The organism is Marivirga sericea, assembly GCF_900177665.1.
Lineage (GTDB): Bacteria > Bacteroidota > Bacteroidia > Cytophagales > Cyclobacteriaceae > Marivirga > Marivirga sericea.
In genome coordinates this window covers 151,230-166,454 of sequence record NZ_FXAW01000003.1, presented here as the reverse complement: position 1 = coordinate 166,454, position 15,225 = coordinate 151,230, and the positions used below count along the sequence as shown (strand labels likewise).

Sequence of the window (15,225 nt, the reverse complement as noted above, 5' to 3'; positions counted from 1 at the left end):
TTCTTAATGTTTCATTAAAAGAAAGAAATCGTGTTTAAAAAGATATTAATTGCCAATAGAGGTGAAATAGCTTTGCGAATTATTAGAACTTGCAAAGAAATGGGAATCAGTACAGTAGCGGTTTATTCTACTGCTGACAAAGATAGTTTGCATGTTCGTTTTGCAGATGAAGCAGTTTGTATCGGGCCTGCAGCTAGTAAAGATTCTTATTTAAATATTCCAAATATAATTTCGGCCGCAGAAATCACCAATGCGGATGCAATTCATCCTGGCTACGGGTTTTTATCCGAAAATGCAGAATTTTCCAAGATTTGTGGTGAGTATGGAATAAAATTCATCGGAGCTGATCCTGAAATGATCAGTAAAATGGGTGATAAAGCTACAGCAAAAGCTACCATGAAAGCGGCAGGAGTTCCTACTATTCCTGGATCTGAAGGTATTCTAGAATCCATTGAGGAAGGGATGAAAATTGCCAAAGATATGGGCTATCCTGTTATTTTGAAGGCTACTGCTGGTGGTGGTGGCAAGGGAATGCGTATTGTGAAAGAAGAATCTGGCTTCAAAAAAGCTTGGGATGATGCTCGTCAGGAAGCAGGCGCTTCTTTTAGCAATGACGGACTTTATTTAGAGAAATTTGTTGAAGAGCCTCGTCACGTTGAAATTCAGGTAGTCGGAGATAAGAATGGTAAAGCTTGTCACTTGTCAGAAAGAGACTGTTCCATACAAAGAAGACACCAAAAGCTTATTGAAGAAACTCCATGCCCTGTGATGACGGACGAATTGCGTGATGCGATGGGAAAAGCTGCAATCGCAGGTGCTGAAGCAGTAGGCTATGAAGGCGCTGGAACCATAGAGTTCTTATTGGATAAGCATAATAATTTCTATTTCATGGAAATGAATACGCGTATTCAGGTGGAGCATCCGATCACTGAAGAGGTTACGGATTTTGATTTAATAAAAGAGCAAATCAAAGTAGCCGCTGGAATTACCATTTCTGGTGAGAATTATTTTCCTCACCTTTACGCTATGGAATGTAGAATCAATGCGGAAGATCCTGCAAATAATTTTAGACCAAGCCCTGGAAAAATCACTAATTTGCACTTGCCAGGTGGTCACGGTGTAAGAGTTGACAGTCATGTTTATGCTGGTTATACTATTCCTCCATTTTATGATTCTATGATTGCTAAGCTTATTGTTTCAGGTCAATCTAGGGAAGAAGTGATGGTCAGAATGAAACGAGCATTGGAAGAATTTGTAATTGAAGGAGTGAAGACTACTATTCCTTTTCATATAGAAATGATGGATAATGAGATTTTCAAATCCGGTAATTTTACAACTAAGTTTTTGGATGATTATGATTTTACTAAATTGAAAAGTGTTAAGTAGATTAAGTTTGATTTATGAATTTCCTGTACACTCAGGAAGGAAATTTTAAGCTAAATATATTCATATGAAAAAGCAAGTTGGAATAATAACTCTAGTAAGTTTCCTGCTTGCTTTTTCTGTTTCAGCCCAAGATACTACTTTCACTAAGTTTGCAGGTTTAAGTTTTGGAACTAGTATTGCAAAAACAGATTTAGAACCCTCCTATAAAAAAGCAGGAGTTCAATTGTCCGCATACATGCAATTTACCCCCAATCGCTGGCTAAATGTTGGGTTTTGGTTTAGTGCAGGTGAAGTTCAATCAGAAAATAGAAACGTACGGTTTTTTGATCAAAGTGAGTTTCAAATTAATGATTATGCCAGAACTAATTATCAGTCACTGCATGTCGAACCTAGTTTCCATATTCTTAAAAAATCAAACTACTCTCTCTATTTGTCTCAAGGTTTTGGATTTATGCGATTTGCAGTTTACGACAAGGATAGTCAAAACCTAGCTGATCGATTAGATAGCAGATCCCAAGGAGAAGATTATTCAAATTTCGCGGTCTTATTACCTACCACCTTGAATGCATATTATTTCTTACCAAATGATTTTGGTGCTCATTTGAGAACTGGATTTTTAAATCCTCAAACGGATTATTTAGATAACATTTCTATATTCGGAAATCCGGAAAACAACGATAATTTATTTATTCTTCAATTATCAATCCTAAAACGTTTCACCTTTAAAAATTCTGATGATGAAAAATAGTATTGTTTTTATCTTGATAGCTATTGTGGCTTTTTCTTGCACTAATGAGAAGGCTAAAGAAGCAATTCGAAGAATTGATCGGCCTGAATCCAGTATTTTGAAAGGCGTTTACGTGCCCGAAGGAAAAGATCTTTTCTATACCTCAGGCTTAGTAAGTGAGGTGTTAAATGCAAATGCTTCAGCCGGTGATATGTCTAAGTATGGGAATACCTATGAACAAAGTATTGGAGCCCTACAAAAAATAAAGGAAACGATAGAAGCTGAAGGTTACAGCATGAATGATGTATTCTTTCTTAGAGTGTATTTGGCACCAAACGAAACAGGTGAAATTGACTGGGATGCTTGGTTCAAGGCATATGGAGAATATTTCAATAATGATGAAAATCCAAATAAAGTAGCTCGATCAACCATCGGTGTCTATAAACTAGCACGCCCAGAATTACTTGTGGAAGTAGAAGCTGTTGCCGCAAAATAGGTTATTGGAATTTTTCTTTATTTCGTTCATAGAGAACTTGCATTATTCCGTCTTTTAAACCAGTGTCAGGAACAATGATGCTAGCTGATTTGGACCATCTCATGGCATTGATATAAATGTCTAATGCAGGAATAATGACATCCGCTCTGTCAGGATTCAGCTGGAGCTTGTTGATTCTTTCTTCCATATCAAAGCTCTTAATATAAGCTTGTGTTTCTATTACTTTCTTTAAGCTGATGGGCTTTCCTGGCTTCTTTTTGGCTAGATCCTGTACCTTATTGATGTTTCCACCAGTACCAATAGCATGGATTTTTACTGATTTTTTTAATACTTTTTGCTCAATCCAGTTTTTCATTTCACTCCACATATGATGGCTGCTATCTGTTTCTAAATGTCTTACGGAACCAATTTGGAATGATTTGGAAAGTAGTTTTTCATTATTTTGATAGAAATTGAATTCAGTGCTTCCACCTCCCACATCAATATGCAAATAAGCTTTTTCATCCATGTAGGGAAATATGGCTTTATTAATCATGAAGGCTTCCTTGTCTCCATCTATAATTTTTATTTCTAAATCCAACTCTGCTTTAACTTGGTCTATTAACGGTCGCCCATTTTCTGCTTCCCTCATAGCGGATGTAGCACAACCCATATAGTCATCGACTTCGTATAAATCAATAAGAATTTTAAAAGCATGCATCAATTTGAGGAATTTGGTTTGAGACTGTCCACTTATTTTTCCTGTTGTAAATACATCATGGCCCAACCTTAGCGGAAAACGAACATACTCTAACCTCTTGAATGTGGTATTTCCTTGGTATAGGGTGACTCTTGTTAATTGAATTCGGATTGCATTGGAACCAATATCAATTGCTGCTAGTTTTAACATATTCAAAAAAACAAAAAATAGCTTAATTTGTACCCATAATGGGAGACGAAATCGTTTAGTTTTTTTGCTACGAAGGATATTTTCCAGCTTCTATTAGATTTCCTGAAAAAATAATTATATTTGTTATTGGTAAAATTTTATGAAAAAAGTCCTACTCATATCGATCTTATTTTTTTGTGGCGCAGAGCTTTTTGCCCAAAGCTTCTATTCCAATAGAATTAACAGGCGTTGGATGGCAACAGGAGGGCTTGGCTACGCAAGAAGCCTTGGTGATTTAACCAATCCAGGTTCATATTTCGATACTAAATTAAATATTGTTGGGGGCTTGCAATACAGATTTACCGACCGGATACAAGCGGGAGTGAATTTGATGGCATTTCAGTTGTCAGGTGATGATCAAGATATTGACCCCGAGTTAAACACGAGATCTAGAGGTTTGTCATTTGTATCTAATAATTTAGAGCTAAGTGCAACAGGTTCAGTATCCCTATTTCCAACTGCTATGAGGTTCACTCAACGAAAGATGTTTAATCCGTATGTAGTCGCAGGTGTTGGAGTACTGTTTTATGATCCACGTGCTGAGGTTCCAGAATTTCTTAGAAATCAAGCAGGCGATACGATTATGGCCGTGCCACGTGGTGGAGAAATGGTATCTTTACGGCAATATCAAACTGAAAGGCCTAATTCTTATGGTCGGTTTGCTTTTGTGATACCAGTTGGTGTAGGCGTAAGAGTGAAAGTCACAGAATTTATTGATGTTACAGCACAAGTAAGTAATAGAATAACCTTTTCTGATTACTTAGATGACGTTAGTGGAAGAGGATATCCTGATGATGATTTATTTGATTTAAATGTTGATAAAGATATAACCGCAGCAGCTTTGTCCGACCCGACTGGTAGGGGTGAGATTAGAGGAAACCCTGATAATAATGACCATTATTTTATAGTGAATGTAAAAGCTGAATTTTATATTCAAGGAGAATTCTTAAACAAAGTCTTTGGTATAGGCGGGAAAAGATACAATATTAGACCTCAAAGAGGTAGAGGAGGGTTATTCAATTTTGGTAATAGAAGAAGGTAAATTAATGAGGAATCAATTCTAAAGTCCTCGTTTAAATGCTATTTCCTTATTTTTCAGATCTTAAACTTGCCGTAATTGATAAGTTGTCTATTTCTGAAACGATCGTATCTGCTTCAGTGCAAAAACTCCCTTCGACTTCATTTATAATAATTTTAATTCCCACCACAAATTAATTGACAGCTTCATCATAATATGACCCTAGATTAATAATAGTATTATTAACTTGCGACTTTTAGATAATATCTTGAATCAGGAATGAAAGTAGTAGTTATAAAATATAATGCTGGAAATATTAAGTCTGTTATGCTGGCATTAAAGCGATTAGGGATCGAGGGAACTCTAACAGATAATCCCGAAGAAATATTATCAGCAGATAAAGTCATTTTTCCTGGGCAAGGAGAAGCAAAATCTGCCATGAAATATCTAAAGGAAAGAGGGCTTGATAAGGTGATTCAATCAATAGAAAAACCTTTTTTAGGCATTTGCTTGGGTTTACAACTCTTGTGCAGTCATTCGGAGGAAGGTGATACAGAATGTTTGGGAATTTTTGATGCTAAAGTGAAGAAGTTTCCAAATGATTTGAAAGTACCACATATGGGATGGAATATTGGAACCTTATCAGATCATATAGTTTTTAAAGGCATTAAGTCACCGGCGTATTTTTATTTTGTACATTCTTATTACGCAGAATTGTGCGAGCAAACCATTTCCCAAACAGACTATATGTTGCCTTTTAGCAATGTTCTTCAAAAAGATAACTTCTATGCCATTCAGCCTCATCCAGAGAAAAGTGCGGAAGCAGGAGAGCAATTTTTCAGAAATTTTTTATTCGAATTATAAGATTATGCATATTATACCAGCCATTGATATAATTGATGGGAAATGTGTTCGCCTCACTAAGGGTGACTACAGTCAGAAAACAGAGTACAATAAAAACCCTTTGGAAGTTGCTAAAGAATTTGAAGCAGCAGGTATCCAAAGACTGCATTTGGTTGATTTAGACGGTGCAAAAGCAAAGCAGGTTGTGAATTTGGATGTCCTAAAAACAATTGCTAAAAATACCAATTTAACCATTGATTTTGGGGGTGGTGTTCAAAGCACTAAAGACTTAAATGATGTATTTGATGCCGGAGCAAACCAAATAACAGGAGGCAGCATTGCAATTAAAAACGAAGCGCTGTTTACTGAATGGATTGAAGAATTTGGCGGTGAGAAGATTATTTTAGGGGCAGATGTGAAAGGGCATCATATCGCCATTCACGGATGGCAAGAGAGTTCTGAGAAACATATTTTTGATTTTTTGGAGCATTATTTAGCAAAGGGACTGAAATATGTTATTTGCACTGATGTTTCAAAAGATGGTGCATTACAAGGTACTTCCAATACCTTATATCAGGATATCTTAGAGAGATTTCCTGATGTTAAATTAATAGCCAGCGGGGGAGTAAGCAGTGTAGAAGATTTACATATTTTAGACAAAATGGATGTATACGGAGCTATTGTTGGAAAAGCCATTTACGAGAAAAGAATAAACCTATCAGATTTAAAGCAGTTTCAATAATATGCTGACGAAAAGAATAATTCCGTGCTTAGATATAAAAAATGGTCGAACCGTAAAAGGTATCAATTTTTTAGAATTGAGAGATGCTGGTGACCCTGTTGAGTTGGCAAAAATTTATGCTAGGGAAGGAGCAGATGAGTTGGTTTTTTTAGATATAACAGCCACTAACGAAAAGCGAAAGACCTTAGTAGAACTCGTAGAGAAAGTTGCAGAGGCTATTAATATTCCCTTTACAGTGGGAGGTGGAATTAGTACTGTTGAGGATGTTTCTGTGCTTTTGGCTGCTGGGGCTGACAAAGTTTCTGTCAATTCGGCTGCAGTTCGAAACCCACAAATCATCAAAGATATGGCAGATGAATTTGGCTCTCAGTGTATAGTAGTAGCCGTTGATTCCAGAAGAATTGAGGATAAAAATATTGTTCATACACATGGAGGTTCAAAGCCTACTATGCTTGAAACTGAGAATTGGATTCAAGAAGCAGTTGAACTAGGAGCAGGTGAGATTTTATTGACATCTATGGACCATGATGGTACTAAATCTGGATTTTCTGATGAATTACTAGCTAAAATCTCATCTCTAGTGAATGTACCTGTCATTGCTTCTGGTGGTGCAGGGAATATGCAACATTTTTATGATACCTTTACAAATGGAAAGTCTGATGCTGCTTTGGCTGCCAGTATTTTTCATTTTAAAGAAATAGGAATTCCAGAATTGAAAGCATTTTTAAAGAATAAAAATATCCCTACTAGAATCTAAGTAGTAGATTTTAATAATAGTTGAATTATGCAAAAACCCGATTTTTCAAAAGGTCAGAATGGTTTGCTTCCGGCTGTCATTCAAGATGCGGTAACAGGAAAAGTCCTTATGTTGGGCTATATGAATGAAGAGGCTTTGGAAAAAACTAAGTCTTCAGGAAAAGTTACTTTTTATAGTAGATCCAAGCAGCGACTTTGGACCAAAGGAGAGTCCTCTTCTAATTATCTCTATTTAGTGGATATTTCTTTGGATTGTGATCAAGATACTTTCTTAATTAAAGTTAATCCAGATGGGCCAACTTGCCATACTGGTGCCGATACCTGCTGGGATGAGAAAAATGAAAGCATCGGTTTCATTAGTGAACTGGAAACAGTAATTGAAGGACGTAAGAATGGCGATAGTGAAAAGTCATATGTGAAAAGTCTTTTTGATAAAGGCATTAATAAAATTGCTCAAAAGGTAGGAGAGGAAGCTGTCGAGGTAGTTATTGAAGCGAAAGATGATAATGAGGAATTGTTTTTAAATGAATCCGCTGATTTGTTATTTCACTACTTAATACTATTGCAAGCCAAAGGTTATAAGTTACAAGATGTAGTAAGAATATTGGAAGGAAGGCATCGTTAGTTAATTAAAAGTAGTAGTATGAAATCTAGCTATCTATATTTTTTTATTGTTCTATTTTCAGTTTCCATGCTGGCGTGTGAAGATGAAAATTCGGATGACTGTGATTTTGAATCAAAAATATGCACAGAAGAATTTAAGTCAGTCACTCTAGAGATTAAGGATATGGACGGAAACCCTGTGGTTTTAGATGATTTTTATACTTTCCTAGACTCTAGGCAAAAATATGAATTTCAATTAAATGATCCTCAAGAAGGCAGAGGGATATACCCAGTAATTACAGATAGTGAGATACCAGAATTAGAAAGTGAAGGAACGGTTTTTATTTTCGTTGGGGAAATAAATGGTAAAAACGTAGTAGAGCATCAAATGGTGATCGGACATGATTGTTGCCATGTACAGTTGTTAGAAGGAGCCGATAAAATTTTAATTGATTAGGTATGAAAAATCTATTTTTAATATTCTGCTTTTTTTCATTGGCAGCTACTTGTCAAGACCAAAATTCTACTTCCGTGGACTCCAAAGAGAACCCATGCCCACCAGATGTAATCTGCACTATGGAATTTCGAGTCTTGAAATTACAAATTGTCGACCAATCTGGTAGTCCAGTTCAATTAGATAGCTATTACACAGAATTCAGTGATTTTAATGTCACAATTGATGAAGAACTAACCCAATTAGAGGAGGGGAATTATCCTGTTGCCACCGATGGAGAAATGGATAGTGTAGATTTTGAGGGTAAAGTAGTGACTTTTATTGGAATTAAGAATGGCTCGAAAATAGTAGAGCATAAAATGGTCATTGGTAAAGACTGTTGCCATATTATACTCGTAGAGGGAGAACAAAAAATAACGATTTAGTCCTATTACTTGTAAAACTTGCTTATCTCATTTAAGTCTTTTCTTTTTATATTTGGAACGTATGTTTCTTCAGCTGGATAACCTATAGGTAGTAGTAAGTACGGCCGTTCATTTTTTGGCCTTCCCAAAATTTCAGATAAAAAATTCATGGGGCTAGGCGTATGAGTCAAAGTTGCTAGCCCGGCTTGATGTATTGCAGAAATCAAGAATCCACAAGCAATTCCCACAGACTCGTTTACATAATAATTTGTCTTTTTTTGACCTTCCTCTTCATCATAAATCTTTTTAAAGACCACTATAATATAAGGGACAGTTTCCAGAAATGGTTTTTCCCAATCTGTCCCAATAGGTTCTAGATCTTTTAACCACTGATCACTCATGCGGTTTTGATAGCTTTCATATTCTTCTTTTTCAGCGGCTTCTCTGATTTTCTTTTTTAGATCAGGATTGGAAATAATACAAAATGTCCAAGGTTGCTTATGAGCTCCAGATGGAGCTGTTGAGGCAGTTTTGACAATATTTTCGATTACCTCTTGAGGGATGTTATGATCTGAAAATTCGCGAACAGACCTCCTTTTATTCATGGATAAGTAGAAATCTTCACTTCTAACTAGAAGCGTTTCAATATCAGCATGATCAAATTTTAATTGAATGTGTGAGTGCCCATTAATTAACTTCTCTTTCATAGTTGCATTTCTTTCAAAGCCTTTTCCAGATCATCAGGGGCGTCAATTCCTATTGTTTCAATAGGGGTAATAGCTGTTCTGATTCTATAACCATTTTCGATCCAGCGTAGTTGTTCCAACGACTCAGCTAGTTCCAACGGTGTAGGAGATAGCGTAACCAATTTCGCCAAAATGTCAACACGATAAGCATAAATCCCAATATGTTTATAATGTTGATGGCTTTTCATCCAATCTTCTGTAGGAATATTACGCATGTGAGGAATGGGAGAACGAGAGAAATACAGAGCTAACCCACTATCGGCTTTAAGTGCTTTAATAACATTAGGATTTTGTAAATCCTCCAAATCATCAATGTTTTTAATTAAGGTAGCAATTTCTGTCTTTCGATTGAGAACGCTTGATAGTAGTGCAATTTGCTCTGGATCAATAAAGGGTTCATCACCTTGAATATTAATAACAAAGTCGTAGTTGCCTCCGTCTAATTTTAAAGCTTCATGACATCTTTCAGTACCGTTTTTATGTTCAGAGCTGGTCATATAAACTTCATGACCCAATCCTTTGACATGATCAAATATACGGTCATCATCAGTGGCTACTATCACCTTTTTCAGTGCGCTACTTTTTTTACATTGCTCAACTACCCTTTGTATCATAGTTTTCCCAGCTATATCCACTAAAGGTTTTCCCGGGAATCTGGTTGAGGCATATCGCGCTGGGATAATTCCTATTATGTCCATATTTTATTAGTTATCAGCTTTTTTTACCTTTAAACTTGTTCCACTTTCGTCAACTACCACTATTTTTTCTCCTTGGTCTAAATATTCTCCTCGTGTATTTGCATCATACAACTCTCCTTCGATTTCTACTTTTCCGCTTGGTCTCAAAACCGAAAATACAGTGCCTGTTTTTCCAGCTAAACCCGCTTTAATGAATCTTGACGAATAACCTTCTGTACTTGCTTGAACTCCTTGCAGAGCTACTCTTTTGAAAAAATCACTATTTGTTAATCGGACTCCACCAAAAAACATCAGGATTATACTTCCGAACAACCCGGTTAAGGTAGTGAGTAATGCTCTAGTAATATTTTCGCTCGGTACAAATTCGAAATCGAATACTTCGTTATTCAACATCATAAAAACCAATGAACCTAAGGAGAGGATCAATCCTAGAATACCAAAAATCCCGAATCCGGGTATAATAAAAACTTCGATAGCAATTAATATTAAGCCAATTATAAATGCCAAAATTTCCCAATTTTCCGCTAATCCATTTAGATAATAGGGCACTAAATAAAGAACCAAGGCAATGATAGAAGCCATAATAGGGAAGCCAACACCTGGAGTTTGCAATTCAAAATAGATCCCTCCAATTATTATTAGAATTAAAATGCCGCTGATGAATGGATTGATGAAAAAAGAGATTATGGCTTCAGTATTACTGACTTCATAGCGATATGCTTTATTAATATCTAAATTTAGACGAGTGAGTAATTCATTGGTAGTATTTACTTCTCCCTCGCAAAACCCGTGTTTTATGGCTTCAGATGTTGAAAATGTAATGACCTCTCCTGCTTCAGAGATTCCTTCTATTTCAATTTTTTCATCTACCATAGCCTCAGCAATTCTAGGGTCTCTACCTGAAGCTTCAGCAGTAGATCGCATAATTGATCGCATATAGGATTGATACTTGTCAGGAGCTGCTTCGCCAGTTTGATTTACTACAGTTGCTGCTCCAATGCTACCTCCTGGAGCCATGAAAATGCTATCGCAAGCAATCGAAATCAGGGCACCTGCTGAAGCTGCATTATTATCTATAAAAACATAAACAGGGACGTCTAAATTTAAGATAGCAGAACGAATTTCGTCCGCATCATAAAGTGCACCACCATAAGTATTCATTTCAATTAAGATATGACTGGAATTCCGATCTTTTGCTTCTTGAAGAGCTAAATCAACATATCTCTTGGTCCTAGCATCGATTTGATCCTTGATCTCCATGATGAAGACTTCTTGCTTTGCATCTGTTGAATCAGCAAAAAGCGGAATTTTAAATATTCCTAGAAACAGTAAAATGAAGATGGTTTTTTTCATGTATAGAAATTATGCATTCAATTTAAGAGATTACTATTTAAGCAACAATAATATACTACGACATTTTAAGATTTTCTAGAAAGATATTTTTCATTTTTGATTTAGTACAAAACCCTATCACCTTAACTAACTTTTATGTGCCGCATGAAAGTGTAATTTCCTAAAGAATACTCAGAGATAAGTTTTTTAAACACCTTAATTTATAATCCGTAAATTAATTACACGTTTTCTTTATTGATTTGATAATTAAAACTCTGTTTTATTTTACTTATCATTACATAATAACCATTTTTGTACTGCAATCGGATACCTTAAGAAGCATGAAAATCAGAATTTTATTTATCAGTTTATTTATCATAATTACTGCGTCAATCAATGCAAATGCTACAGTTGTTGATTCTGTTGGTGTAAAAGTCATAGATGGGGTAAAATATATTATTCATAAACTTGAGCCTAAAGAAACTCTCTATTCTTTAGGTAAGCGCTATCATGTTTCTGTGTCAGAAATCCAAGAAGTGAACCCACAGGAGAAAGATGGGTATAAAATTGATCAAATTGGACGCGAGCTCCTCATTCCCTATAAAAAAGAAGAATATACAATGTCAGAGGTTTCAACTCCTTCAGCCAAAGGGAAGCAGCATACAGTAGAGGCAGGAGAAACTATCTACTCTATATCAAAACAATATGATATTACTCAAGATGAAATCATGAATTGGAATGATCTTCAATCGACTAATTTAGATATTGGTCAAAAACTCTGGGTGAGCCGATCAGGTGAATCAATCGCCATGAAAAAAGAAAAAGATCCTGCGGAAAAAACCGATAATAAGAAAGAAATTGTGCATACTGTAGACATGGGAGAAACTATTTATAGTATTTCCAAGCAATACGGAGTTACGCAAAGTAAAATAATTGAGTTAAATAACTTGAAAGACAACAATATTGCAGTTGGACAGAAATTGATAGTAAAAGCAGAAACCACTAAGAAAAAGAAAGAGGAAAAGCCAAAGGCTCAATATCAAGCTCCAAGCGTGCAGACCTTTCATAATGCTAAAAAAGGTGAAACTTATCAGAAAATAGCGAATATGTACGGTTTGAAAGAGTCAAAACTAAAGGAATGGAATAAGTTCAGTGATCCTTTTGTTGGTGGAGAGGTTGTTAAAATTGTTGCGCCTGAAATAGAAGAAGAAAAATCAGCTGATATAAATTCAAAAAAGGAAAAAATGGCTGATGAAGTTGATGGATCAAGGATACACACAGTGGAATCTGGGGAAACTTTGTACAGCTTATCAGAGAGATATAAGGTTGAAGTTGAGGATCTAAGAAAATGGAATAGTTTGGATAGTTATCAATTAAGTTTAGGCCAAAAGTTATATGTACAGAATCCAGATGCTCTCATGGCAGATGTCGAAATTGAAGAAGATAAAGTTGAAGATGCTACCTTTGAAAGGCCAGCTTCTAAGCTTACAGAAAATCCTCAAAAGCAAGATACTAAAGCCTATTTTACAGTTGAAGAGGATGATATGCCTAAGATAGATAAGATCAAGGAAAATGGTGTTGCAGAAGTAATAGAAGGATCAGAAGGCACAGAAAAATATCTAGCCTTGCATAGAACTGCTAAAATTGGTACCATCATGCAAGTAAGGAATGACTTGAATGATCAAATAGTATTTGTACGTGTTTTAGGTAAGCTTCCAAATACAGGAGTGGACAAAAAGGTAATCATAAGAATTTCAAAAAAGGCCTTCGAAAAGTTGGGTGGAGTGGATTATAAATTCCCAGTTGAAATTAGTTACCTTCCTTTGAAGGATTAATAATGAAGCGTTTTGAGGAAGTAAAGTGCTTGCTAGATGAAAAGTATGATTTATATAATCAGTCTGACTTCATCCCTAATGATCCTGTGAGTATTCCTCATCTATTCACCAAAAAGCAAGATATTGAGATTTCCGGGTTCTTTGCAGCAGTTTTAGCTTGGGGCCAGCGAAAAACCATTATCAATAAATGTAAAGAACTTATGATAATGATGGGGAATAGCCCTCATGAGTTTATTTTAAATCATTCCGAAAATGATTTAAATGATTTGATGCATTTTAAACATAGGACTTTCAATGATATAGACACTCTTTATTTTATTCATTTCTTTAAAGAGTTCTACCAAAAGCATGATAGCTTAGAAGAAGCCTTTCTTTTAGGTAAATCAATAGATAATGGATTTATGAAGGAAAGTTTAATAGCTTTTCACCATTACTTTTTTAACTCAGAGTTAGCGCCTCCAAGAACTCGCAAGCATATTGCTACACCTGAAAGAAAGTCCGCTTGCAAAAGAATTAACATGTTTTTACGGTGGATGGTAAGAAAAGATGATAGAGGTGTGGATTTTGGTATTTGGAATCAAATAAAATCTGCTGATTTAATTTGTCCGTGCGATTTACATGTAGATAGAGTGGCTCGAGTACTAGGATTAATCCAAAGAAAACAAACGGATTGGCAAACAGCAGAAGAATTGACTCAAGGCTTAAGGAAAATGGACCCAAAGGATCCTGTGAAATATGATTTTGCCCTGTTTGGACTGGGCATAATGGAAGGCTATGGAAGATAATTGAATTCTACGAATTTTTAAGCTCTTTACTGCTGTATCCACAGAATCTATTATTATTTTTTGGTGGTAGATTCAACCTTACTTATAATCTCTTTTCTCGCAGTGATAGTTTTTATTTCATCTCCTCTGTTTAGTTTTTGTCCTTCTACACTTTTGCCATTCAAGCTGGTGTAAGAATAGCCTTTCTTGAAGACATTCTTAGGGTTTATTAAATCCAAGGTCTTTTCGTAAATCTCTAACTTTTGGTGAGTATTTTGAAAGCTAGTACGAATTCCATACTGCATCTTTTGTTGATAGCGATCTAACTGATTTTCTGCTTTATTAATATGCTTTTTTAAAGCATATCGCATAGAGTGCTTAAGGTCATTTATCCTGTGTTGCTCTCTTTCTATTTTTTGGTTGAGGTAGGAAAGAATATTTTGAGTTGCTAGGTTTATTTTTTCCTCATAAATCCGAATACCCCTTATTAGGAATTCTGCTACGGCCGTTGGTGTTTTTAATTTGGTATGTGCCACTAAATCACAAATAGTTTCGTCTCGCTCATGACCAATGCCTGTAAAAATAGGAACTGGAAATTGAGCAATATGAGCAGCTAATTCATAATTATCAAAACAGTCTAAATCTACTTGAGCGCCACCACCTCGAATCAAAACTACTGCATCAAAATTTTCCACTTGCCGGTGGATTTGATGTAAAGCTTCAATGATAGTTGCTGCAGCTTTCTCTCCTTGCATCGTAGCGACAAAAAGCTTACTGTTCAGTTTATAACGATATTCATTATCTAAAATTTGATTCATAAAGTCACCGTAGCCCGCGGCTGATTCAGCACTAATGATGGCAATATTTTGTGGGACTAGAGGCAGAGGATGACTTTTATTCATCTCAAAAACACCATCTTCCTTTAGCTGAGCTATAATTTCTTGCTTTTTTCTCGCTCTTTCCCCTAAAGTGAAATTAGGATCAATATCTTTTACATTCAGGCTTAGACCATAAACCTCATGAAATTGTATTTGAACGTTGGCCAAAACCGTCATTCCTGCTTTTAGGTTTTCCCCTGTTACTGATTGAAACCAAGCGCTGATGCTTCTGTAGCTGTATGACCAAATTGTAGCCCTACTTTTTGATAGTAACTGATTGCTTTCCTCATCTTTCTCAACAAATTCCAAATAGCAATGACCATTTCTAGCTTCTCTTAATTCCCCAATTTCAGCAACCACCCAATAGGAAGGTTCCAATTGGGTATTGAGTGTGTCTTTGATTAATAAATTGAGATCTGTAAGTGAAATGTGCTGCATTAGGGTTGCACGTTTTGAATATTTTTAACGACATCTTTTATGATGAAAAATAGTACTACAGCAAAACTGATAATAGAAAACCAGAACATAAAACGCTTATTGGCATAAGGAACTTCCTCATCACTATCTTTATCGGCAAAAAGCCATCCATAAAATTTTTCAACGGTTTTACGCATC

18 protein-coding genes are annotated in these 15,225 nt (G+C 35.7%); 12 read left to right on the top strand and 6 right to left on the bottom strand.

Annotated features, from left to right (window positions below; translation table 11 throughout):
• Positions 1–30 precede the first annotated feature (30 nt).
• The 3 genes from accC (at position 31) to B9Y84_RS08410 (ending at position 2,609) form a co-directional block, all read left to right on the top strand.
• Entirely contained in the window at positions 31–1,386 is a 1,356-nt protein-coding gene (accC, locus tag B9Y84_RS08420; protein ID WP_085516648.1) for an acetyl-CoA carboxylase biotin carboxylase subunit, read from the top strand.
• 64 nt (positions 1,387–1,450) lie between these two features.
• A complete protein-coding gene (locus tag B9Y84_RS08415; RefSeq protein WP_085516647.1) occupies positions 1,451–2,134 on the top strand; it encodes a hypothetical protein in 684 nt (227 codons plus the stop codon).
• Positions 2,121–2,609, top strand: a complete 489-nt coding sequence (locus B9Y84_RS08410) for a Rid family hydrolase (protein ID WP_245830841.1) — start codon at positions 2,121–2,123, stop codon at positions 2,607–2,609. Before B9Y84_RS08415 ends, B9Y84_RS08410 begins: the two co-directional genes overlap by 14 nt.
• A 1-nt stretch (position 2,610) precedes the next feature.
• On the opposite strand, the gene B9Y84_RS08405 is transcribed toward B9Y84_RS08410, so the two are convergent.
• The gene (locus B9Y84_RS08405; protein ID WP_085516646.1) at positions 2,611–3,498 is read right to left on the bottom strand and encodes a Ppx/GppA phosphatase family protein; all 888 of its coding nucleotides are present in this window, start codon (positions 3,496–3,498) and stop codon (positions 2,611–2,613) included.
• Between the two features lie 139 nt (positions 3,499–3,637).
• On the opposite strand from B9Y84_RS08405, the gene B9Y84_RS08400 reads away from it, so the two are divergent.
• From B9Y84_RS08400 to B9Y84_RS08370, 7 genes are all read left to right on the top strand, one after another.
• Complete coding sequence (locus B9Y84_RS08400; protein ID WP_085516645.1) at positions 3,638–4,579, top strand: hypothetical protein; 942 nt, start codon at positions 3,638–3,640, stop codon at positions 4,577–4,579.
• A gap of 255 nt (positions 4,580–4,834) precedes the next feature.
• Entirely contained in the window at positions 4,835–5,419 is a 585-nt protein-coding gene (gene hisH / locus B9Y84_RS08395) for an imidazole glycerol phosphate synthase subunit HisH (RefSeq protein ID WP_085516644.1), read from the top strand.
• A 4-nt stretch (positions 5,420–5,423) separates the two neighbouring features.
• Positions 5,424–6,140: a 1-(5-phosphoribosyl)-5-[(5-phosphoribosylamino)methylideneamino]imidazole-4-carboxamide isomerase gene (hisA, locus tag B9Y84_RS08390; RefSeq protein ID WP_085516643.1), complete on the top strand. Its 717-nt coding sequence runs from the start codon at positions 5,424–5,426 to the stop codon at positions 6,138–6,140.
• A gap of 1 nt (position 6,141) precedes the next feature.
• Entirely contained in the window at positions 6,142–6,897 is a 756-nt protein-coding gene (gene hisF / locus B9Y84_RS08385; RefSeq protein WP_085516642.1) for an imidazole glycerol phosphate synthase subunit HisF, read from the top strand.
• A 27-nt stretch (positions 6,898–6,924) separates the two neighbouring features.
• The gene (gene hisIE, locus B9Y84_RS08380) at positions 6,925–7,521 is read left to right on the top strand and encodes a bifunctional phosphoribosyl-AMP cyclohydrolase/phosphoribosyl-ATP diphosphatase HisIE (RefSeq protein ID WP_085516641.1); all 597 of its coding nucleotides are present in this window, start codon (positions 6,925–6,927) and stop codon (positions 7,519–7,521) included.
• Positions 7,522–7,539: 18 nt separating this feature from the next.
• Positions 7,540–7,956, top strand: a complete 417-nt coding sequence (locus B9Y84_RS08375; protein WP_139827989.1) for a hypothetical protein — start codon at positions 7,540–7,542, stop codon at positions 7,954–7,956.
• A gap of 2 nt (positions 7,957–7,958) precedes the next feature.
• The gene (locus tag B9Y84_RS08370) at positions 7,959–8,378 is read left to right on the top strand and encodes a hypothetical protein (RefSeq protein WP_085516639.1); all 420 of its coding nucleotides are present in this window, start codon (positions 7,959–7,961) and stop codon (positions 8,376–8,378) included.
• 5 nt (positions 8,379–8,383) lie between these two features.
• On the opposite strand, the gene B9Y84_RS08365 is transcribed toward B9Y84_RS08370, so the two are convergent.
• From B9Y84_RS08365 to B9Y84_RS08355, 3 genes are read right to left on the bottom strand one after another with little or no spacing between them, the layout of a single operon-like run.
• Positions 8,384–9,064, bottom strand: a complete 681-nt coding sequence (locus tag B9Y84_RS08365; protein WP_085516638.1) for a nitroreductase family protein — start codon at positions 9,062–9,064, stop codon at positions 8,384–8,386.
• Positions 9,061–9,801 (bottom strand): 3-deoxy-manno-octulosonate cytidylyltransferase, encoded by a 741-nt coding sequence (gene kdsB / locus B9Y84_RS08360; protein ID WP_085516637.1) that lies wholly within the window; start codon positions 9,799–9,801, stop codon positions 9,061–9,063. The genes B9Y84_RS08365 and kdsB overlap by 4 nt, the downstream gene beginning before the upstream one ends.
• Before the next feature lie 6 nt (positions 9,802–9,807).
• Positions 9,808–11,154 (bottom strand): NfeD family protein, encoded by a 1,347-nt coding sequence (locus tag B9Y84_RS08355; RefSeq protein ID WP_085516636.1) that lies wholly within the window; start codon positions 11,152–11,154, stop codon positions 9,808–9,810.
• A gap of 320 nt (positions 11,155–11,474) precedes the next feature.
• On the opposite strand from B9Y84_RS08355, the gene B9Y84_RS08350 reads away from it, so the two are divergent.
• Both B9Y84_RS08350 and B9Y84_RS08345 read left to right on the top strand, forming a co-directional pair.
• On the top strand, positions 11,475–12,968 hold the full coding sequence (locus tag B9Y84_RS08350) for a LysM peptidoglycan-binding domain-containing protein (protein WP_085516635.1): 1,494 nt from the start codon (positions 11,475–11,477) through the stop codon (positions 12,966–12,968).
• Positions 12,969–12,970: 2 nt separating this feature from the next.
• Complete coding sequence (locus B9Y84_RS08345) at positions 12,971–13,753, top strand: TIGR02757 family protein (protein WP_085516634.1); 783 nt, start codon at positions 12,971–12,973, stop codon at positions 13,751–13,753.
• 53 nt (positions 13,754–13,806) lie between these two features.
• Here B9Y84_RS08345 and xseA read toward each other — a convergent pair whose 3' ends face one another.
• Both xseA and B9Y84_RS20595 read right to left on the bottom strand, forming a co-directional pair.
• Positions 13,807–15,048, bottom strand: coding sequence for an exodeoxyribonuclease VII large subunit (gene xseA / locus B9Y84_RS08340; RefSeq protein ID WP_085516633.1), 1,242 nt, complete (start codon positions 15,046–15,048; stop codon positions 13,807–13,809).
• Positions 15,048–15,224, bottom strand: a complete 177-nt coding sequence (locus B9Y84_RS20595) for a hypothetical protein (RefSeq protein ID WP_176223754.1) — start codon at positions 15,222–15,224, stop codon at positions 15,048–15,050. Before B9Y84_RS20595 ends, xseA begins: the two co-directional genes overlap by 1 nt.
• Position 15,225 lies beyond the last annotated feature (1 nt).

Bases quoted from the DNA above. Each gene is read 5' to 3' on its own strand.
- hisA (WP_085516643.1), top strand. From the start codon at position 5,424: ATGCATATTATACCAGCCATTGATATAATTGATGGGAAATGTGTTCGC.
- B9Y84_RS08350 (WP_085516635.1), top strand. From the start codon at position 11,475: ATGAAAATCAGAATTTTATTTATCAGTTTATTTATCATAATTACTGCG.
- hisH (WP_085516644.1), top strand. From the start codon at position 4,835: ATGAAAGTAGTAGTTATAAAATATAATGCTGGAAATATTAAGTCTGTT.
- hisIE (WP_085516641.1), top strand. From the start codon at position 6,925: ATGCAAAAACCCGATTTTTCAAAAGGTCAGAATGGTTTGCTTCCGGCT.
- B9Y84_RS08375 (WP_139827989.1), top strand. From the start codon at position 7,540: ATGAAATCTAGCTATCTATATTTTTTTATTGTTCTATTTTCAGTTTCC.
- B9Y84_RS20595 (WP_176223754.1), bottom strand. From the start codon at position 15,224: ATGCGTAAAACCGTTGAAAAATTTTATGGATGGCTTTTTGCCGATAAA.
- hisF (WP_085516642.1), top strand. From the start codon at position 6,142: ATGCTGACGAAAAGAATAATTCCGTGCTTAGATATAAAAAATGGTCGA.
- B9Y84_RS08345 (WP_085516634.1), top strand. From the start codon at position 12,971: ATGAAGCGTTTTGAGGAAGTAAAGTGCTTGCTAGATGAAAAGTATGAT.
- B9Y84_RS08405 (WP_085516646.1), bottom strand. From the start codon at position 3,498: ATGTTAAAACTAGCAGCAATTGATATTGGTTCCAATGCAATCCGAATT.
- B9Y84_RS08415 (WP_085516647.1), top strand. From the start codon at position 1,451: ATGAAAAAGCAAGTTGGAATAATAACTCTAGTAAGTTTCCTGCTTGCT.
- xseA (WP_085516633.1), bottom strand. From the start codon at position 15,048: ATGCAGCACATTTCACTTACAGATCTCAATTTATTAATCAAAGACACA.
- B9Y84_RS08410 (WP_245830841.1), top strand. From the start codon at position 2,121: ATGATGAAAAATAGTATTGTTTTTATCTTGATAGCTATTGTGGCTTTT.
- B9Y84_RS08355 (WP_085516636.1), bottom strand. From the start codon at position 11,154: ATGAAAAAAACCATCTTCATTTTACTGTTTCTAGGAATATTTAAAATT.
- B9Y84_RS08400 (WP_085516645.1), top strand. From the start codon at position 3,638: ATGAAAAAAGTCCTACTCATATCGATCTTATTTTTTTGTGGCGCAGAG.
- B9Y84_RS08365 (WP_085516638.1), bottom strand. From the start codon at position 9,064: ATGAAAGAGAAGTTAATTAATGGGCACTCACACATTCAATTAAAATTT.
- kdsB (WP_085516637.1), bottom strand. From the start codon at position 9,801: ATGGACATAATAGGAATTATCCCAGCGCGATATGCCTCAACCAGATTC.
- B9Y84_RS08370 (WP_085516639.1), top strand. From the start codon at position 7,959: ATGAAAAATCTATTTTTAATATTCTGCTTTTTTTCATTGGCAGCTACT.